At 71.1% G+C, this 15,433-nt stretch carries 15 protein-coding genes; 7 read left to right on the forward strand and 8 right to left on the reverse strand.

Features of this window, described 5'->3' with window-relative positions; all coding sequences use genetic code 11:
• The first annotated feature begins 86 nt into the window (after positions 1-86).
• The 4 genes from AB0D14_RS06175 (at position 87) to AB0D14_RS06190 (ending at position 4,353) form a co-directional block, all read left to right on the forward strand.
• A complete protein-coding gene (locus AB0D14_RS06175; protein ID WP_362775326.1) occupies positions 87-1,112 on the forward strand; it encodes a LacI family DNA-binding transcriptional regulator in 1,026 nt (341 codons plus the stop codon).
• Positions 1,113-1,281: 169 nt separating this feature from the next.
• Positions 1,282-2,415 (forward strand): LCP family protein, encoded by a 1,134-nt coding sequence (locus AB0D14_RS06180; RefSeq protein ID WP_362775327.1) that lies wholly within the window; start codon positions 1,282-1,284, stop codon positions 2,413-2,415.
• 114 nt (positions 2,416-2,529) lie between these two features.
• Complete coding sequence (locus tag AB0D14_RS06185) at positions 2,530-2,886, forward strand: YciI family protein (RefSeq protein ID WP_362775329.1); 357 nt, start codon at positions 2,530-2,532, stop codon at positions 2,884-2,886.
• Between the two features lie 189 nt (positions 2,887-3,075).
• Positions 3,076-4,353 (forward strand): DUF6596 domain-containing protein, encoded by a 1,278-nt coding sequence (locus AB0D14_RS06190; RefSeq protein WP_362775383.1) that lies wholly within the window; start codon positions 3,076-3,078, stop codon positions 4,351-4,353.
• A gap of 22 nt (positions 4,354-4,375) precedes the next feature.
• On the opposite strand, the gene AB0D14_RS06195 is transcribed toward AB0D14_RS06190, so the two are convergent.
• A complete protein-coding gene (locus AB0D14_RS06195; RefSeq protein ID WP_362775331.1) occupies positions 4,376-4,735 on the reverse strand; it encodes a VOC family protein in 360 nt (119 codons plus the stop codon).
• 154 nt (positions 4,736-4,889) lie between these two features.
• On the opposite strand from AB0D14_RS06195, the gene AB0D14_RS06200 reads away from it, so the two are divergent.
• Positions 4,890-5,411 (forward strand): CGNR zinc finger domain-containing protein, encoded by a 522-nt coding sequence (locus tag AB0D14_RS06200; protein ID WP_362775332.1) that lies wholly within the window; start codon positions 4,890-4,892, stop codon positions 5,409-5,411.
• Positions 5,412-5,657: 246 nt separating this feature from the next.
• Here the strand turns inward: AB0D14_RS06200 and AB0D14_RS06205 are convergent, their stop codons facing one another.
• The 6 genes from AB0D14_RS06205 to AB0D14_RS06230 all read right to left on the reverse strand — a co-directional run bounded on the left by AB0D14_RS06205 (position 5,658) and on the right by AB0D14_RS06230 (position 11,864).
• Positions 5,658-6,407: a cupredoxin family copper-binding protein gene (locus AB0D14_RS06205; protein WP_362775333.1), complete on the reverse strand. Its 750-nt coding sequence runs from the start codon at positions 6,405-6,407 to the stop codon at positions 5,658-5,660.
• Positions 6,404-6,940, reverse strand: a complete 537-nt coding sequence (locus tag AB0D14_RS06210) for a hypothetical protein (protein ID WP_362775334.1) — start codon at positions 6,938-6,940, stop codon at positions 6,404-6,406. Before AB0D14_RS06210 ends, AB0D14_RS06205 begins: the two co-directional genes overlap by 4 nt.
• Before the next feature lie 136 nt (positions 6,941-7,076).
• Complete coding sequence (locus AB0D14_RS06215) at positions 7,077-8,150, reverse strand: cupredoxin family copper-binding protein (protein WP_362775336.1); 1,074 nt, start codon at positions 8,148-8,150, stop codon at positions 7,077-7,079.
• A 48-nt stretch (positions 8,151-8,198) separates the two neighbouring features.
• Positions 8,199-9,554, reverse strand: coding sequence for a copper resistance protein CopC (locus tag AB0D14_RS06220; RefSeq protein ID WP_362775338.1), 1,356 nt, complete (start codon positions 9,552-9,554; stop codon positions 8,199-8,201).
• Complete coding sequence (locus AB0D14_RS06225; RefSeq protein ID WP_362775340.1) at positions 9,551-10,204, reverse strand: hypothetical protein; 654 nt, start codon at positions 10,202-10,204, stop codon at positions 9,551-9,553. The genes AB0D14_RS06220 and AB0D14_RS06225 overlap by 4 nt, the downstream gene beginning before the upstream one ends.
• A 316-nt stretch (positions 10,205-10,520) precedes the next feature.
• Positions 10,521-11,864, reverse strand: a complete 1,344-nt coding sequence (locus AB0D14_RS06230) for a UDP-glucose/GDP-mannose dehydrogenase family protein (protein ID WP_362775342.1) — start codon at positions 11,862-11,864, stop codon at positions 10,521-10,523.
• 262 nt (positions 11,865-12,126) lie between these two features.
• On the opposite strand from AB0D14_RS06230, the gene AB0D14_RS06235 reads away from it, so the two are divergent.
• Positions 12,127-13,284 (forward strand): acyl-CoA dehydrogenase family protein, encoded by a 1,158-nt coding sequence (locus AB0D14_RS06235; RefSeq protein ID WP_362775344.1) that lies wholly within the window; start codon positions 12,127-12,129, stop codon positions 13,282-13,284.
• A 118-nt stretch (positions 13,285-13,402) separates the two neighbouring features.
• Here the strand turns inward: AB0D14_RS06235 and AB0D14_RS06240 are convergent, their stop codons facing one another.
• Positions 13,403-14,677: an LCP family protein gene (locus AB0D14_RS06240; RefSeq protein WP_362775346.1), complete on the reverse strand. Its 1,275-nt coding sequence runs from the start codon at positions 14,675-14,677 to the stop codon at positions 13,403-13,405.
• Between the two features lie 119 nt (positions 14,678-14,796).
• Here AB0D14_RS06240 and AB0D14_RS06245 point away from each other — a divergent pair, with 119 nt between their 5' ends.
• Positions 14,797-15,342: an acyl-CoA thioesterase gene (locus AB0D14_RS06245; protein ID WP_362775347.1), complete on the forward strand. Its 546-nt coding sequence runs from the start codon at positions 14,797-14,799 to the stop codon at positions 15,340-15,342.
• The last annotated feature ends 91 nt before the right edge of the window (positions 15,343-15,433 follow it).

Here is a 15,433-nt window from a genome sequence, read left to right on the forward strand (position 1 = left end):
GTTTCGGGTGGTACGTCGAATGTTCCGGGAACGTATGGCGGTCGAAGGGCTTCGTCAAGAGGTCGCGCAGGGATACGATCCCGTTCATGACTCGCCCGAATCCCGCTGTAGCCCAGTCAGCGACGCTCGCTGAGATCGCCCGCGAGGCGGGAGTCTCGGCCCCGACTGTTTCGAAGGTGCTCAACGGCCGCGCCGATGTGGCCCCCTCGACCCGGACCCGGGTCGAGGAACTGCTGCGCCACCACGGCTATCGGCGCCGCCGGGCCGAGGCGTCCCGGTCGCCGCTCATCGACCTTGTCTTCCACGAACTGGAGAGCGCGTGGGCGATGGAGGTCATCCGGGGCGTGGAGAACGTGGCGCGGGACGAGGGGCTGAGCGTCGTCCTGTCCGAGAGCGCGGGCCGGCTCACCCCCGGGCGCACCTGGGCCGACCAGGTCGCCGCGCGCCGCCCGTACGGTGTCGTACTGGTCCTCAGCGGGCTCGACGAGTCCCAGCGGGCGCTGCTGACCAGCCGCGCCATCCCGTTCGTGGTGGTCGATCCGGCGGGCGACCCCGGTGACGACGTGCCGTCCGTCGGCGCCACCAACTGGCAGGGCGGGCTCGCGGCCACCCGCCATCTCGCCGACCTCGGCCACCACCGCATCGGCGTGATCAGCGGGCCCTCGCGGATGATGTGCAGCCGGGCCCGGCTCGACGGGTACCGGGCGGCGCTGGACACGGCCGGGCTGCCGGTCGACCCGGCGCTCGTGCGCACCGGCAACTTCCACCACGAGAGCGGTTACCGGAACGGGCTCGAACTGCTGAAGCTGCCGGACCGTCCGACGGCCGTGTTCGCGGGCAACGACCTCCAGGCCCTCGGCCTGTACGAGGCCGCCCGTGAGCTGGGCCTTCGCGTACCGGAGGACCTCAGCGTCGTCGGCTTCGACGACCTGCCGGTGGCCCGCTGGGTCGGCCCGCCGCTCACCACCGTGCGCCAGCCGCTCACGGAGATGGCCGAGGCGGCGGCCCGGCTCGTACTGGACCTGGGCCGCTCGGAGCGCCCCTCGACGGCCACCCGGGTCGAGCTGGCGACGAGCCTGGTGGTCCGGAGCAGTACGGCGCCGCCGTCGTGACCGGCACCGCACCAGTTCATAACTGGCGCCGCGCCGGTCGTGAACGGTGCCGGGACGTCGAAAGTTTCGAAGGCCGGCGTCTGAGAAAACTCAACGAAATCTGAGAGTTTCCGAAGGAAAACCGAGAAGTGGTTCCTCCTGGTAATAATTCGGACTTATGTTCTGCCCTGTGAGCGGAGAAGACGAACGCGGGGCCGGGGACGGGGATGCCGCGAGACGCGGCGAGGAACGACGGCCACGATGGTCGGGTTGGCCGGTCCGACCGGTCCGACTGGCCCGGTCGGGTTGGTCGGGCCGGTCACGGCTTTTCAAGGCGGCGGGCGTCGCCGTCGGCTGCGCGCTCGTCGTCTCGGTGGCCGGGGCGGCCTGGGCCTACTGGCAGCTGAATCACAACATCAAGAGCGTCGACATCGACAGCGCACTCGGCGACGACCGGCCGCCCAGGGCGATGACGACTCCCACGGGCACCGTGACGGCCTCCGCGAGCCCGCTGCCCAGCGGCGCGCTCAACATCCTCGTCCTCGGCTCGGACTCGCGCGGCGGCGAGCGCAACAAGGAACTCGGCGGCGGCAGCAGTGAGGGAGCCCGCTCCGACACGGCGATGATCGTCCACGTCGACGAGGGCCGTTCGGAGGCGACCGTCGTGAGCATCCCGCGCGACACCCTCGTCACGCGCCCCTCCTGCCCGCAGTCCTCGGGCGGCTCGACGCCGATGGCGTACAGCGTGATGTTCAACAGCGCGTACTCGACCGGCGGGCCCGTCTGCGCCGTCAAGACGGTGGAGACCATGACGAACGTCCGCATGGACCACTACATCGAGATCGACTTCGCCGGTTTCGCCGACCTGGTGGACGCGCTGGGCGGAGTCACGGTGACTACGGACGAGGACATCTCCGACGAGGACAGCCACCTCGAACTGGAGGCGGGCACCCACCACCTCGACGGCACACAGGCCCTGGCCTTCGCCCGCACCCGGCACGGCATAGGCGACGGCAGCGACCTCGGCCGCATAGGCCTCCAGCAGAAACTGGTGAAGGCGCTCCTCGACCAGGTCTCCTCCACCGACCTCCTCGCCAGCCCCACCCGCCTCTACACGGTCGCCGACGCACTCACCAGCAGCCTCACCACGGACACGGGCCTCAACTCCCTGTCCGAACTGGTGGACCTGGGCCAGAGCCTGCGGTCCCTCTCCAGCACGAGCATGGAGACCGTGACGATGCCGGTCATCCCCGCCCTGTCCGACCCCAACCGGGTGGTGGCGGAGGAGCCGGAGGCGGCAGAGCTGTGGGAGTCGCTGAAGTAGGGAAAAAATTCTCAGGAAATCCCGCGAGCATGTCGATCCCGTCGTCTGCCGTTCGACGTATGGGTAGAGGCGGGACGAGCCCCGCCTCCATACCGATGAACTCAGGGAGTCACCATGCCTCGCTACCTGTCGATGATCCGTATCGACGAGCAGACCGCGCCCGCCGAGGGACCGAGCGACGCGCTGATGGAGCGGATGGGGGAGCTGATCGAGGAGATGACGAAGGCCGGGGTGCTGCTGGACACCTCGGGGCTGAAGCCGACCGCGGAGGGGGCGCGGGTGCGGTGGGAGGGCGGCGAGCTGTCCGTCACCGACGGGCCGTTCACCGAGGCCAAGGAGGTCGTCGGCGGGTACGCGATGCTGCAGGCCAAGGACCGGGCCGAGGCGGTCGAGTGGACCAAGCGGTTCCTCCAGATCCACGAGGCCCACTGGACGGTGACCTGCGAGGTACGGGAGATCGTCGAAGGCTGAGCGGAGCTGAGCCGAGTCGAGCCTTGGCTGTACGGGCCCGGGGGTGTCTGATGGTGCAGCGTGACGCCAGACACCCCCGCCCCGGCGGACGCCTCCGCTCCCGACCACGCCGCCGCCCCCGACCACGTCTCCGGCCCCGGTCGGGCCTCCGCCTCCGCCGCCGGTCGGGCCTCCGCTCCCGACCAAGCCATCGAAACCGTCTTCCGCATCGAGTCGCCCCGCATCATCGCCGGGGTCGCGCGCATCGTGCGGGACGTCGGGATCGCGGAGGAGCTGGCCCAGGACGCGCTGGTCGCGGCGCTTGAGCAGTGGCCCCGGGACGGGGTGCCGGGCAATCCCGGGGCGTGGCTCATGACCACCGCCAAGCACCGGGCGATCGACCTCGTACGGCGACGGGAGCGGTACGCGCACAAGCTCGCGGAGATGGGGCGCGACCTGGAGACGTCCGCGCCGCATGGGCACGGGCACGTCGACGAGCCGGCCGACCCGGACGACATCGACGACGACCTGCTGCGGCTGGTCTTCACCGCCTGCCACCCCGTGCTGTCCGCCGAGGCGCGCATCGCCCTCACCCTGCGGCTGCTCGGCGGGCTGACCACCGTCGAGATCGCCCGCGCCTGCCTCACCCCCGAGAAGACCGTCGCCCAGCGCATCGTGCGCGCCAAACGGACTCTCGCCGCGAAGGGCGTCCCCTTCGAGGTGCCGTACGGGCCCGAACGCGAGGCCCGGCTCGGTTCCGTACTGGAGGTCATCTACCTGATCTTCAACGAGGGGTACGCCGCCACGGCCGGCGACGACTGGCTGCGTCCCGCACTCTGCGAGGACGCTCTGCGGCTCGCCCGCGTGCTGGCCGAGTTGATGCCCAAGGAGCCCGAAGTGCACGGGCTGGCCGCGCTGTTGGAGCTCCAGACGTCGCGGTCGGCCGCACGGACCGGGCCGTCGGGCCGGCTTGTGCTGCTCAAGGACCAGAGCCGGGCCCGCTGGAACCGGCTCCTCATCCGCCGCGGTTTCGCCGCCCTCGCCCGCGCCGAGGCCGTGTCCGCCGGGGTCGCGGGCGGCGCGGGCGTCCTGGGTGGCGCGGGCGGCGGCCCCGGGCCGTACGTCCTCCAGGCCGCCATCGCCGCGTGCCACGCCCACGCCCACACGTACGAGGAGACCGACTGGGCCCGGATCGCGACGCTGTACGGCCTGCTCGCCGCCCGGACCGCGTCCCCGGTCGTCGAGCTCAACCGTGCCGTCGCCGTCTCGATGGCCGAGGGGCCGGAGCCCGCCCTGGCCATCGTGGACGCCCTCACCGCCGAACCCGCCCTGCGCGACTACCACTTGCTGCCCAGCGTGCGCGGGGATCTGTTGGCGCGGCTCGGCCGTGCGGGGGAGGCGCGGGCCGAGTTCGAACGCGCGGCGTCGCTCACGCGCAACGAGCGGGAGCGGGAGCTGTTGCTGGCACGGGCGGAAGAGTGCGGGTAGCCCAGCCGGGTCAGGGCGGGACTCAGCAGACGCAGAGGCAGAACGGGTGGCCGGCCGGGTCGGCGTAGACCCGCCAGTTGCGTCGGCGGTCCTCCGCGTCGAGCACCTTCGCGCCCAGTGCCAGGGCCTCCTTCTCCGCCGCGTCCAGGTCCTCGACGGTGAGGTCCAGATGGAACTGCTGCGAGCCGTCCGGTGCGGGCCACTTCGGCGGTACGTGCCCGGGGGCGGCCTGGAACGCCAGCGTCCCGCCCTCCGGCAGCCGCAGATCGATCCAGTCGCTGTCACCCTCCGTGGTGCCGCCGAGCATCCCGGCGTAGAACGCGGCGAGCGCGCGCGGGTCGGGACAGTCCAGGGCGACGGCACCCAGCTTGGCGAAAGCCATGGCTTTTCTCCTCGGTCTCGTCGGTCACGGTTCGTTACCCCTTGAGAGGCTCATACGGTAACCGTTACTGCATGCTGCCCCATTGGCGGTAACGGCACAAGGGGGCGCGGGCGGAAGTTACCGCCTGCCGGGCGCCGGAGGTAACGTCACGGGCATGAGTGAGCGCACGCCCGCACCCGGCGGACTGGTCCTCATCCAGTCCCTGGTGAACACCCTCGACATCGAAACGGGTGCCGACGCGCTCGACACGGCCGACGGGCGGGCCCGGTTCGGGCTCGGTGGGGACGAGGGCGAGGGCGAGGTGGAGAGCGCGCGCGAACTGCGCGAATCGCTGCGGGTCGTGTGCCTCGCGCACGCGGGACATCCGGCGCACCGGGAGGTACGCCCGCTCGACGAGCTGCTCGCGTCGGCCCCGCTCGTCGTCACGGTCGCGGCGGCCGACGGCTCGGCGGCCTTCCGGCCCGCGGACCCGGCCCCCCTGGCCCCCCTGGCCTCCCGGGTGGCCGCGGCCGTCGCCGAGTCCCTCACCGCCGGCACCTGGCTGCGGCTCAAGGCCTGCGAGGCGCCGGACTGCCACTGGGCGTACTACGACCGCAGTCCGGCGGGGCGCGGCCGGTGGTGCTCGATGTCGGGCTGCGGCGCCCGGGCCAAGATGCGCCGCTACCGCGCCAAGTAACCTCCGGCTAGGGCGTGTTTCGAAAGTCCCGTCTGCCCGGCGACGCCATGCACGCTCCCCCACTGCCTTAAGGGCGTGGGAGGTGCCCCCACTCGCCGCACCGGGCGCAGACCCAAGTACGTCCAGTACGAGGGCCTACGCCCGGCACTCCCCCAGCCTCCGGCCGGGGGGGGGGACCCCCAGAGCACGCACCTGACGCCGCCGGGCCCGCCCTCCGGGCGGACGACGCTACTTTCGAAACACGCCCTAGGCGGAGTCCCGCCCCTCCCTGGCGGCAGAGCGCGACCCCACCAGCAGAAGACACAGCACGGCCACGCCCGCCACCACTCCCGCCAGGACGAGCAGACCGTCGAGGGGGCGGGCTGAGCCAGTCGGTTCGACGGCCTGCGGGGTGGCCGCCGAGGGTGCCGCCGCGGCCGCCGGAGCCGAAGTGGGCGGTGCGGACGGGGACTTGGTGGGAGCCGGGGACTTGGAGCGCGCCGCTGAAGACCCCGTGGACGCCGAAGCCGCTGGAGCCGTCGGAGCCATGGTCGCCGTGTGGTGCCCGGCCCCGGCTGCAGCCCCGGTCCCGGACTCGTGATGGTCCGACCCCGACTGCGTACGGGTCGGCGCCGCCGAAGTCGCCGCCGGCTGGACCACGATCCGCGCCGTCATGTCCGGATGCACTGTGCAGTAGTACCCGTACGACCCGGCCGTCGTGAACGTGAAGCTCCAGCTCTTGCCCTTCTGCAGCATCGGCGAGTGGATGGAGGCGGGCCCGGAGGTGGTCTTCACGTCGTGCGGGGCCGTGTCCTGGTTGGTCCAGGTCACCGTGGAACCCACGGGGACGGTGAGGGTCGCGGGGCTGAACGCGTACCCCTTCATCGCCACCTGGTAGGAGACCGCTGACGCGGGCCCGGGTGCCGCCCACAGCAGCAACAGCGGTACCAGCAGGGTGAGTACGGAGAGCGCGGCGGCCCCCAGTGGCACGCACCGCCCGCGCCGCCCCGCGCTCACGCGAACTCCGCGGCGAGCAGCAGCCGCAGCCGGGTCGCCGGGCGGGACCATGGCAGCCGGAAGCCGGTGGCACGCCGGAGCAGCCGGTACGGGAGCCGGGCCGCGCCCACCACCAGCAGCCGGTCCTCGGCGCACGGCACCACGCGCAGCCGCAGCAGCACCGGAAACGCGACGCCCCGCACGTCGAGGTCGGCGGTCAGCTGCAACTGCCGCCCGTCGTCGAGGGGTTCCACGTGCTCGGAGACCAGCGAGGCCTTCATCGTGCCGGCGACGTCGAAGCGGAACACGGGCGCCTCACCCCCGCCGCCGGCCGCGGACGCGGCTTCGGACACGGCTTCGGACACGGACACGGGACCGGAATCCGGCGCGGACGCGGACACGGGGACCGTGAGCGAGGCTCCGGTCAGGGTGACGCGGTGCCGCATGGTGGCCAGCGGCCCGTAGTACGCGGTGAGTTCGGCGAAGGACCGGCCGGGTGCGACGGCGTAGCGGCCGGAGGGTGGGGAGACGGTGGGCAGGGTGACGGTCGTCATCCTTTTTCTCCTTCCGAGGAGAAACAGAGCGGGGGGAGAATGAACGCCGGACGCCGGGCCGGCCGACTGAGCCTCGGCCGGCCCGGCGTCCTCTTGTGGGGCGCTGTTGCCTGGATCAAGCGGTAGCGCCTGTGTGTCAGCAGCTGCTGGTCACGTAGTCCGTCGTGGGGGCGAGCATCTTCTCGGCCCAGACCGTGTGCATCTTCACGTAGCTGTCGGCGTCGAGAGCATCGGTGATCTGCTGGCTGAGCGGCGCCTCCAGGTGCGCCGAGTTGACGTGCTGGAGCAACGTGCCGAGGGTGTCGTCGAGGACCGAGCCCCCGCCCTCGGTGGCAGGCGTGAGGATGTTCTCGACCCACACGGTGTGCATCTTGATGTACGAGTCGAGTTCCAGCGCGTCCTGCACCTGCTCACCCGGAGAACGCTCCAGGTGCGCGGTGTTGAGGTGCTGCAGGATCGGCAGCAGAACGTCCTGGACGCTGGCGCACTGCTCGTCGCCGCCGCCCCCGCCGCCCGTGCTGCCACCGCTGGTACCGCCGGAGCTGCCACCGGTGCTGCCACCGCTGGTGCCGCCGGAGCTGCCACCGGACGTGCCGCCGGTGTCACCCCCGCTCGTGCCGCCCGAGTCGGAGCCCCCGGTCGAGCCCCCGGACGTACCGCCGGAGGAGCCGCCCGAACCGCCGGACGTACCCCCGCCGCCGGAACCGCCGGAACCGCCGGTGGACCCGCTGTCGTCCGCGACGACCTTCACGGACGCCACCATGTCCGGGTGCACCGCGCAGTAGTACTCGTACGTACCCGGCGTGGTGAATTTGTACGACCAGGAGTCACCCTGCTGCAGGGTGCCCGAGTCGAACTTCTTCGGCCCCTTGGTGGTTGTGGCGGTGTGCGGGGCCTTGTCGTGGTTGGTCCACTGGACGGTCTCGCCGACCTTGACGACCAGCTGCTTTCCGTTGCCGAACTTGTTGCCCATGATGTCGACCTGATGGTCGGCAGCGGCGGCTGCCGCGGGCTTCGCCTCGGCCGCCGCGGCTGCGGGCGCCTGAGCCGCGCCCGCCGCCGAGTCGGTCGTCGACGCCGAACCAGCCGTCGCCTGCAACAGCCCCAGGCTGAGCACCGCCGCGAAGGCGGCGCCGAGTCCGGCGACGAGCAGGGTCCGGTTGCCGGCGGGCGCCCGGCGGCGCTGTTCGTCGGTGTCTTTTCTGCGCATCAACGCAACTCCGTTGTCTGTGAGGGGATGTGGGGTTTTCAGGGGAGGTCAGCGGCCGGGATCGGCCGTGACCAGGAGACTCGTCACGGCGAGCACGACGAGGACGAGCCCCGTCTCCGCCGCGACCGAGTAACCGAAGGGCCGCACGGTGGCGGCCTCGCCGCGCAGCAGCACGGCGAGTTCGAGACGCGTACGCACCCACTGACGGCTGCGCCACGCGGCGAACAGAACGAGGGCCAGCACGCCGGTCTTGACCAGCAGCAACTGCCCGTACGAGGTGTGCAGCAGGGCGTCGTACGAGCCCACGACCTGCCAGGCCAGCACCAGGCCGGCCAGTGCGATCGCGGCCACGGACGCACCCGCGAGCCGGGAGTAGCCGGGCACGACCAGCGCCAGCTCGTCGGGGTCCCGGCGCGGCAGCACGGCCACCGCGAGCATGGCCAGGCCGCCGATCCACAGACTCGCCCCGAGCAGATGCACCAGGTCGGCCAGCGCGCCCCAGGTGGGCTCCGTGCCCTCGGAGGTGTGGCCCGTCATCCCGGTCGCGCGCAGCAGTCCGAGCGACACGGCGAGGGCGCCCACATGCCAGCCGGGCGAGCGCGCCGTACGGCTACCGCCCTGCAACAGCGCGCTCAGCACCACGGCGGCGAGTATCCAGAGCAGCCCGCGGGCGGCGAGGGCGAGGCCCGGCTCGGTGGTGAGCACGTCGGTGTACGCGGACGCCGAGAGCGCGTCATCGAGGCCACCCAACTTGGCGTACGCGCCCTGCAGCCCGAGCGCCACGACCGTCGAGAGCAGCCCGACCGCCCAGGCCAGGACGAGCATCACCCGCGCCCGCCGTTCGCCCGCCCCGCGCGGCCAGAGCAGCGCGACGAAGGCGAGCCCGCCGATGAACAGGGCCAGCGAGAGATAACCGGCCCAGCGGGCGACGACGAGGCCGTGCCGCACCGAGGGGGAGGGCGCGGGTGCGGCCTTGTCGCCGCGGTCCTGGGCGGCGGGGGCCGCCGACGCGCCGATGTCGAAAGCGAGCCGGCCGGAGGAGGCGTGCCCGTCCTTCTCGTCGATGACGGACCAGGTGAGGGCGAGGTCACCGGTCTTCGGAGCCACGCCGGGGAGCGCGACCCGCACGGTGTCGCTGCCCCCGCGCGGGGCACGGACGACGGGGAGCCGGTCGCCGTCGGCCATCATGACGCGTACGTCGGACGGCTCGACGGGCTCGTCGAAGGTGAGGGTGAGGTGCCCGGGTACCTTGCCGAGCTCCGCACCGTCCTTGGGAGTCGAGCGGACCAGCTCGGTGTGGGCGGAGGCGGGGGACGCGCCGGCGAGGACGCAGAGGAGAGCGGTGAGGAGGACGAGGAGGAGGGGAGCGAGACGGGGGGCGAGGGGGTGGGGGCGCGTGGTCATGGGGTGACCACCGAGCCGTCCGCGCCGTCTGCGTCATCCGCCCCGTCCGAGGTGGAGAGGAGATCCGGCGTGGCGAGCCCGACGCAGAGGGGGGAGGGGTCCGGCTCGGAGGTCTCCGGCGTCGGTTCCGTACCGCCCACGAGGCCGAGGGCCTGGCCCGTGAGCCCGGAGAGCCCGGTGAGCAGGGGCCGTGCGAGGCGTACGTCGCCGTCGTCGCACGAGTCGTCGCCCGGGGTCTCCTCGCCCGCGGAGCCGGAGGGGGAGGGCGTGGGAGTGGTGGAGGGGGCGGGGCCGGGCCCGCCGTCACCGGACTCCCCGCTCCCGGCTCCGGTCCCGTGTCCGGCATGGCCGCCGTCCCCGATCGGCAACCCGCCCCCGCCAACCGGCAACCCGCCCCCGCCGACCGGTACTTGGGGCACGGGCGCGGCTCCCCCGGGCGCTTCCTCGCCCGGCGTCGGAGTCGTACTGGGCGGTGCCGTCGCCGTCGGCGGCGACACGGGCGGCACGGCGGCCTGCGCCGATCCCGACGACGGCGGGGCGCCGATCCCCGAGGCGTAACCGAGCACGATCAGCACGGCGCCCACGAGCGCTCCCGCGACCACCTCGTCGCGGTGATCCCTCGGCCAATCCGCCCTGTTGAACAGGGGCATGATCACTCCTGGCATGGTCCGGTCATTCGGTTCGGTGAATGCGGACCAGTGGAGTGGCAGCCCAATTCCGCGTGGCTACGCGGCGGTTAAACGCGGCTACGCGAGTGTTAATCGGCTGTTGCTTGCCTCTCTTCGAAGGGCGCCCCTGCTGTGAGAACGGGCTACAACGGCGTCATTCCATGCATTGCGACTGTGAAGAATCAGCGCCCGCGGCGCAGCAATTCCACCACAAGCGCCCGGCGAACAGCCAAGCGACCGCAGCGACCGCAGCGGCTCAGGGCTCGGGCTCAGACGCAGGCTCTCGGTCTTCCCGGTCTCAGGCCGTCGGCCGTCCCATCGCCCGGTACGTCCAGCCCGCCGCCCGCCACACGGCGGGGTCGAGCGCGTTGCGGCCGTCCAGCACCACGCGGTCCGTCACGGCCTCGCCGAGCACCGCCGGGTCCAGCTCGCGGAACTCGCGCCACTCGGTGAGGTGCAGGACGGCATGCGCCCCGCGTACGGCCTCCACCGCGGTCTCCGCGTACCCCAGCGTCGGGAAGATCCGTCGGGCGTTGTCCATGCCCTTGGGGTCGTAGACCGTGACCTGGCCGCCCTGCAGATGGATCTGCCCGGCGACGTTCAGCGCGGGTGAGTCCCGGACGTCGTCCGAGTCCGGCTTGAACGTCGCGCCTAGCACGGCGATCCGCTTCCCGAGGAAGGAACTCCCGCCCAGCGCCTCACGCGTCATCTCCACCATCTGGCCGCGGCGCCGCATGTTGATGGAGTCGATCTCGCGGAGGAAGGTGAGCGCCTGGTCGGCGCCCAGCTCGCCCGCGCGGGCCATGAACGCGCGGATGTCCTTGGGCAGACAACCGCCGCCGAAGCCGATGCCCGCGCGCAGGAACTTCTTGCCGATCCGGTCGTCGTGCCCGATCGCCTCGGCGAGCCGCACGACGTCGCCGCCGCCGGCCTCGCAGACCTCGGCCATCGCGTTGATGAACGAGATCTTGGTGGCGAGGAAGGAGTTCGCGGCGGTCTTCACCAGCTCGGCGGTCGGGAAGTCGGTCACCACGAAGGGCGAGCCCTCGGCCAGCGGCGTCGCGTACACCTCGCGCAGCAGCTTCTCGGCGCGCTCGCTGCGGACCCCGGCGACGATACGGTCGGGGTGCAGGGTGTCCTGGACGGCGAAGCCCTCGCGCAGGAACTCCGGGTTCCAGGCCAGCTCGACGTCCTCACCCGCGGGGGAGAGCTCGGCGAGCGTGCGGGCCAGCCGGTCGGCCGACCCGACGGGCACGGTGGACTTGCCGACGACCAGGGCGGGGCGCGTGAGGTGCGGGGCGAGCGAGGCGAAGGCGGCGTCGACGTACGACATGTCGCACGCGTACTCGCCATGCTTCTGCGGGGTGTTCACACAGACGAAGTGGACGTCGCCGAACTCCGCGACCTCGGCCCAGTCCATGGTGAACCGCAGCCGCCCGCTGGCCCCCTCGATCCCGGCGACGTGCTTGCGCAACAGCTCTTCCAGACCGGGCTCGTACATCGGGACCTCGCCCCGCTGGAGCATCTCGATCTTCTCGGGCACCACGTCGAGGCCCAGCACGTCGAAACCGAGCTCGGCCATGGCGGCGGCGTGCGTCGCGCCGAGGTAGCCGGTGCCGATCACAGTGATCTTGAGGGCCATGGGTGCTCCAGAAGGTAGCCGTCAGGTGTGCGCCGCCAGTGCGCCTCAAGTGCCTCAAGTGCGCTGACCGAGCATAGTCGGGGCGTGTCCGGGCCCTTCACCGGGCAGGATTCGCCTCCCGTCACCCCCTGTCGCCAAGCTCACGTATCACTGGCGTGCCCAGGCCCCTAAAATTTGGGTTGCCCAACGAGTTACTTAACGGTAGTTAGCGTCAGCATCGCTGTGCCTTCAGCATCACTGTGTCTTTGGAGCGTGAGAGACCTTGGCCGGATCGGCTGATTTCGACCTGTACCGCCCGTCCGAGGAGCACGACATGCTCCGGGACGCGATCCGCTCACTGGCCGAGGCGAAGATCGCGCCGCACGCCGCGGCGGTGGACGAGGAGGCGCGCTTCCCCCAGGAGTCCCTGGACGCGCTGGTCCTGTCCGACCTGCACGCCGTGCACGTACCGGAGTCGTACGGCGGCGCCGGCGCGGATGCGCTGGCGACGGTCATCGTGATCGAGGAGGTGGCGCGGGTCTGCGCGTCCTCGTCCCTGATCCCCGCGGTGAACAAGCTCGGCTCCCTGCCGGTGATCCTCTCGGGCTCCGAGGACCTGAAGAAGAAGTACATGACGCCGCTGGCCAAGGGCGACGCGATGTTCTCCTACTGCCTCTCCGAGCCGGACGCCGGTTCGGACGCGGTCGGTATGAAGACGAAGGCGGTCCGGGACGGCGACTTCTACGTCCTGAACGGCGTGAAGCGCTGGATCACCAACGCGGGCGAGTCGGAGTACTACACGGTGATGGCCGTGACCGACCCCACGAAGCGCTCGAAGGGCATCTCGGCCTTCGTCGTCGAGAAGTCGGACGAGGGCGTCTCCTTCGGCGCCCCGGAGCGCAAGCTCGGCATCAAGGGCAGCCCGACCCGCGAGGTCTACCTCGACAACGTTCGCATCCCGGCCGACCGCATGATCGGCGACGAGGGCACGGGCTTCGCCACCGCGATGAAGACCCTGGACCACACCCGCGTCACGATCGCCGCGCAGGCGCTCGGTATCGCGCAGGGCGCCCTCGACTACGCCAAGGGCTACGTCCAGGAGCGCAAGCAGTTCGGCAAGCCGATCGCCGACTTCCAGGGCATCCAGTTCATGCTCGCCGACATGGCCATGAAGCTGGAGGCCGCCCGGCAGCTGACGTACTCGGCGGCGGCGAAGTCGGAGCGCGGTGACAGCGACCTGACCTTCTTCGGCGCGGCGGCCAAGTGCTTCGCCTCCGACGTCGCCATGGAGGTCACCACCGACGCCGTCCAGCTCCTCGGCGGCTACGGCTACACGCGCGACTACCCGGTGGAGCGCATGATGCGCGACGCCAAGATCACCCAGATCTACGAGGGCACGAATCAGGTGCAGCGGATCGTGATGGCCCGGAATCTGCCGTAGTCCCCACGGCCCGCCACGTTCCAAGGCGCTCACCGCACGCGAGAGGCCCCCGGTACCAGTCGGATACCGGGGGCCTCTCGCGTGCGGTGAGCGGGTGTCGTGACAGCTGGTCGCGTCACTACCGGTCGCTCGTGACCGTGACCTTCTCGTCGTTCTTCAGCTGCTCCACCAACTGCTTGACCTTGGCGGTGTCCCACTGGAGGTTGCCGTTGCCGGTGTTGCCCGAGATCGGCATGTTCATGGACTTGCCGTCACCGTTGGTGACGCCCTTCATGGCCAGGAACATCGAGCCGAGGTCCCACAGGGACATGTCCTTGTCGACGGTGAGGGTGTCGAGGCCGGAGCTCAGGGTCGGGTAGAGCTTGAACGGGTTGAGGACCGTCGACGGGGTCGCCGTCTGGTTGGCGAGCGCCGAGAGGAACTTCTGCTGGTTCTTCGTACGGTCCAGGTCGCTGCCCGCGAGCGCGTACCGGGTCCGTACGAAGGCGAGGGCCTGCTGGCCGTCGAGGGTCTGCGTGCCCGCCTCGAAGTCGGCGCCGGACTTGGTGTCCTTCATGCCGCCCTTGGGGATCTCGATGTCCACGCCGCCGACGGAGTCGACGATCTTCGCGAAGCCGGCGAAGCCGATCTCCGCGTAGTGGTCGATGCGCAGCCCGGTGTTGGACTCGACGGTCCGCACGAGGAGTTCGGGACCGTCCTCCGCGTAGGCCGCGTTCAGCTTCACCTGACGGCCGGTACCCGGGAAGGTCTTGCCGGACTCGGAGCCCTTGAACGTGGGGATCGTCACGTTCGAGTCGCGGGGCAGCGAGACCATGGTGTTCCCGTTGTCACCCACGTGAAGGATCATCATCGAGTCCGTGCGCTTGCCGTCGGCCGAGCCCGTGTGGAGCTTCTTCTTCTCCTCGGCGGACATGCCCTCCCGGCTGTCGGAGCCGACGATCAGGTAGTTCGTGCCCTCGCCCCCGTCGGGCCGGTCGATGACCTGCGACAGGTCGACGTCCCGGTTGAGCTTGGAGTCGGCCCAGAAGTACGTGCCGACGGACACGACGACGAACAGCGTGACCACGGTGATCGAGATCCACTTGATCCGCCGTCGCCAGTTCGGCGCGGGTCGGCCGGGCCGGCCGTCGGGGCCGGGTCCCTCCGGGCCACCGCCGCCGTAGACCTGCCCTGTGTTGTAACCGCTGCCACCGTAAGCGTCGTCACCGTGACCGTCGGTGTACGACTGTTGCGGCGGAACTCCGTGAGGAGGCGCCGAGGAGTGCGGACCGGCTCCCGGGCCGCGCTGCACCTGTCGCATCACACGGGCGCCCTCGGGCTGGGCGCTCGCGCTGCCACGGCCTTGGCGGTCACCGCCGTTGTTTCCGGACCATCCCTGGCGCCAATCGTTCATGCGACCCAGTGTGCAGTGCCCGACGGTGTGGCATACAAGGGTCTTCGGAATATCGCATCAGGGCTGTTGCCAATCTGATGCAAAGCGACGCTTGCACGCCCCGGCATATGGTGGACGGCATGACAGACCAGGCTCGTGCCCCGGAATCCGATATTCCGGGCAAGCCGACTTCGGCGTCCAGGACCACCCTCAGCCACATCATGACCCACAGCGACACCAATCTCCTGGGAACGGTGCACGGTGGAGTGATCATGAAGTTGGTCGACGACGCGGCCGGCGCGGTGGCCGGGCGGCACTCCGGAGGGCCCGCCGTCACGGCCTCGATGGACGAGATGGCGTTCCTGGAACCGGTGCGCGTAGGCGACCTGGTCCATGTGAAGGCGCAGGTGAACTGGACCGGCCGTACCTCCATGGAGGTCGGCGTCCGCGTCCTCGCCGAGCGTTGGAACGAGTCGACGCCACCCCAGCAGGTCGGCTCGGCCTACCTCGTCTTCGCCGCCGTCGACGCCGACGGCAAGCCCCGCCAGGTGCCTCCGGTGTGCCCGGAGACCGAGCGCGACGAGCGCCGCTACCAGGAGGCGCAGATCCGGCGTACGCACCGGTTGGCCCGCCGCCGGGCGATCATGGAGCTCCGTGAGCGGCGCTCTGCCGAGGGGCTCGACTAGGGCGTGTTTCGAAAGTCCCGTCTGCCCGGCGACGCCATGCACGCACTCTCGCCGCACCGGGCGCAGACCCAAGTACGTCCAGTACGAGGGT

The sequence above is a fragment of the Streptomyces sp. NPDC048484 genome (assembly GCF_040651415.1).
Lineage (GTDB): Bacteria > Actinomycetota > Actinomycetes > Streptomycetales > Streptomycetaceae > Streptomyces.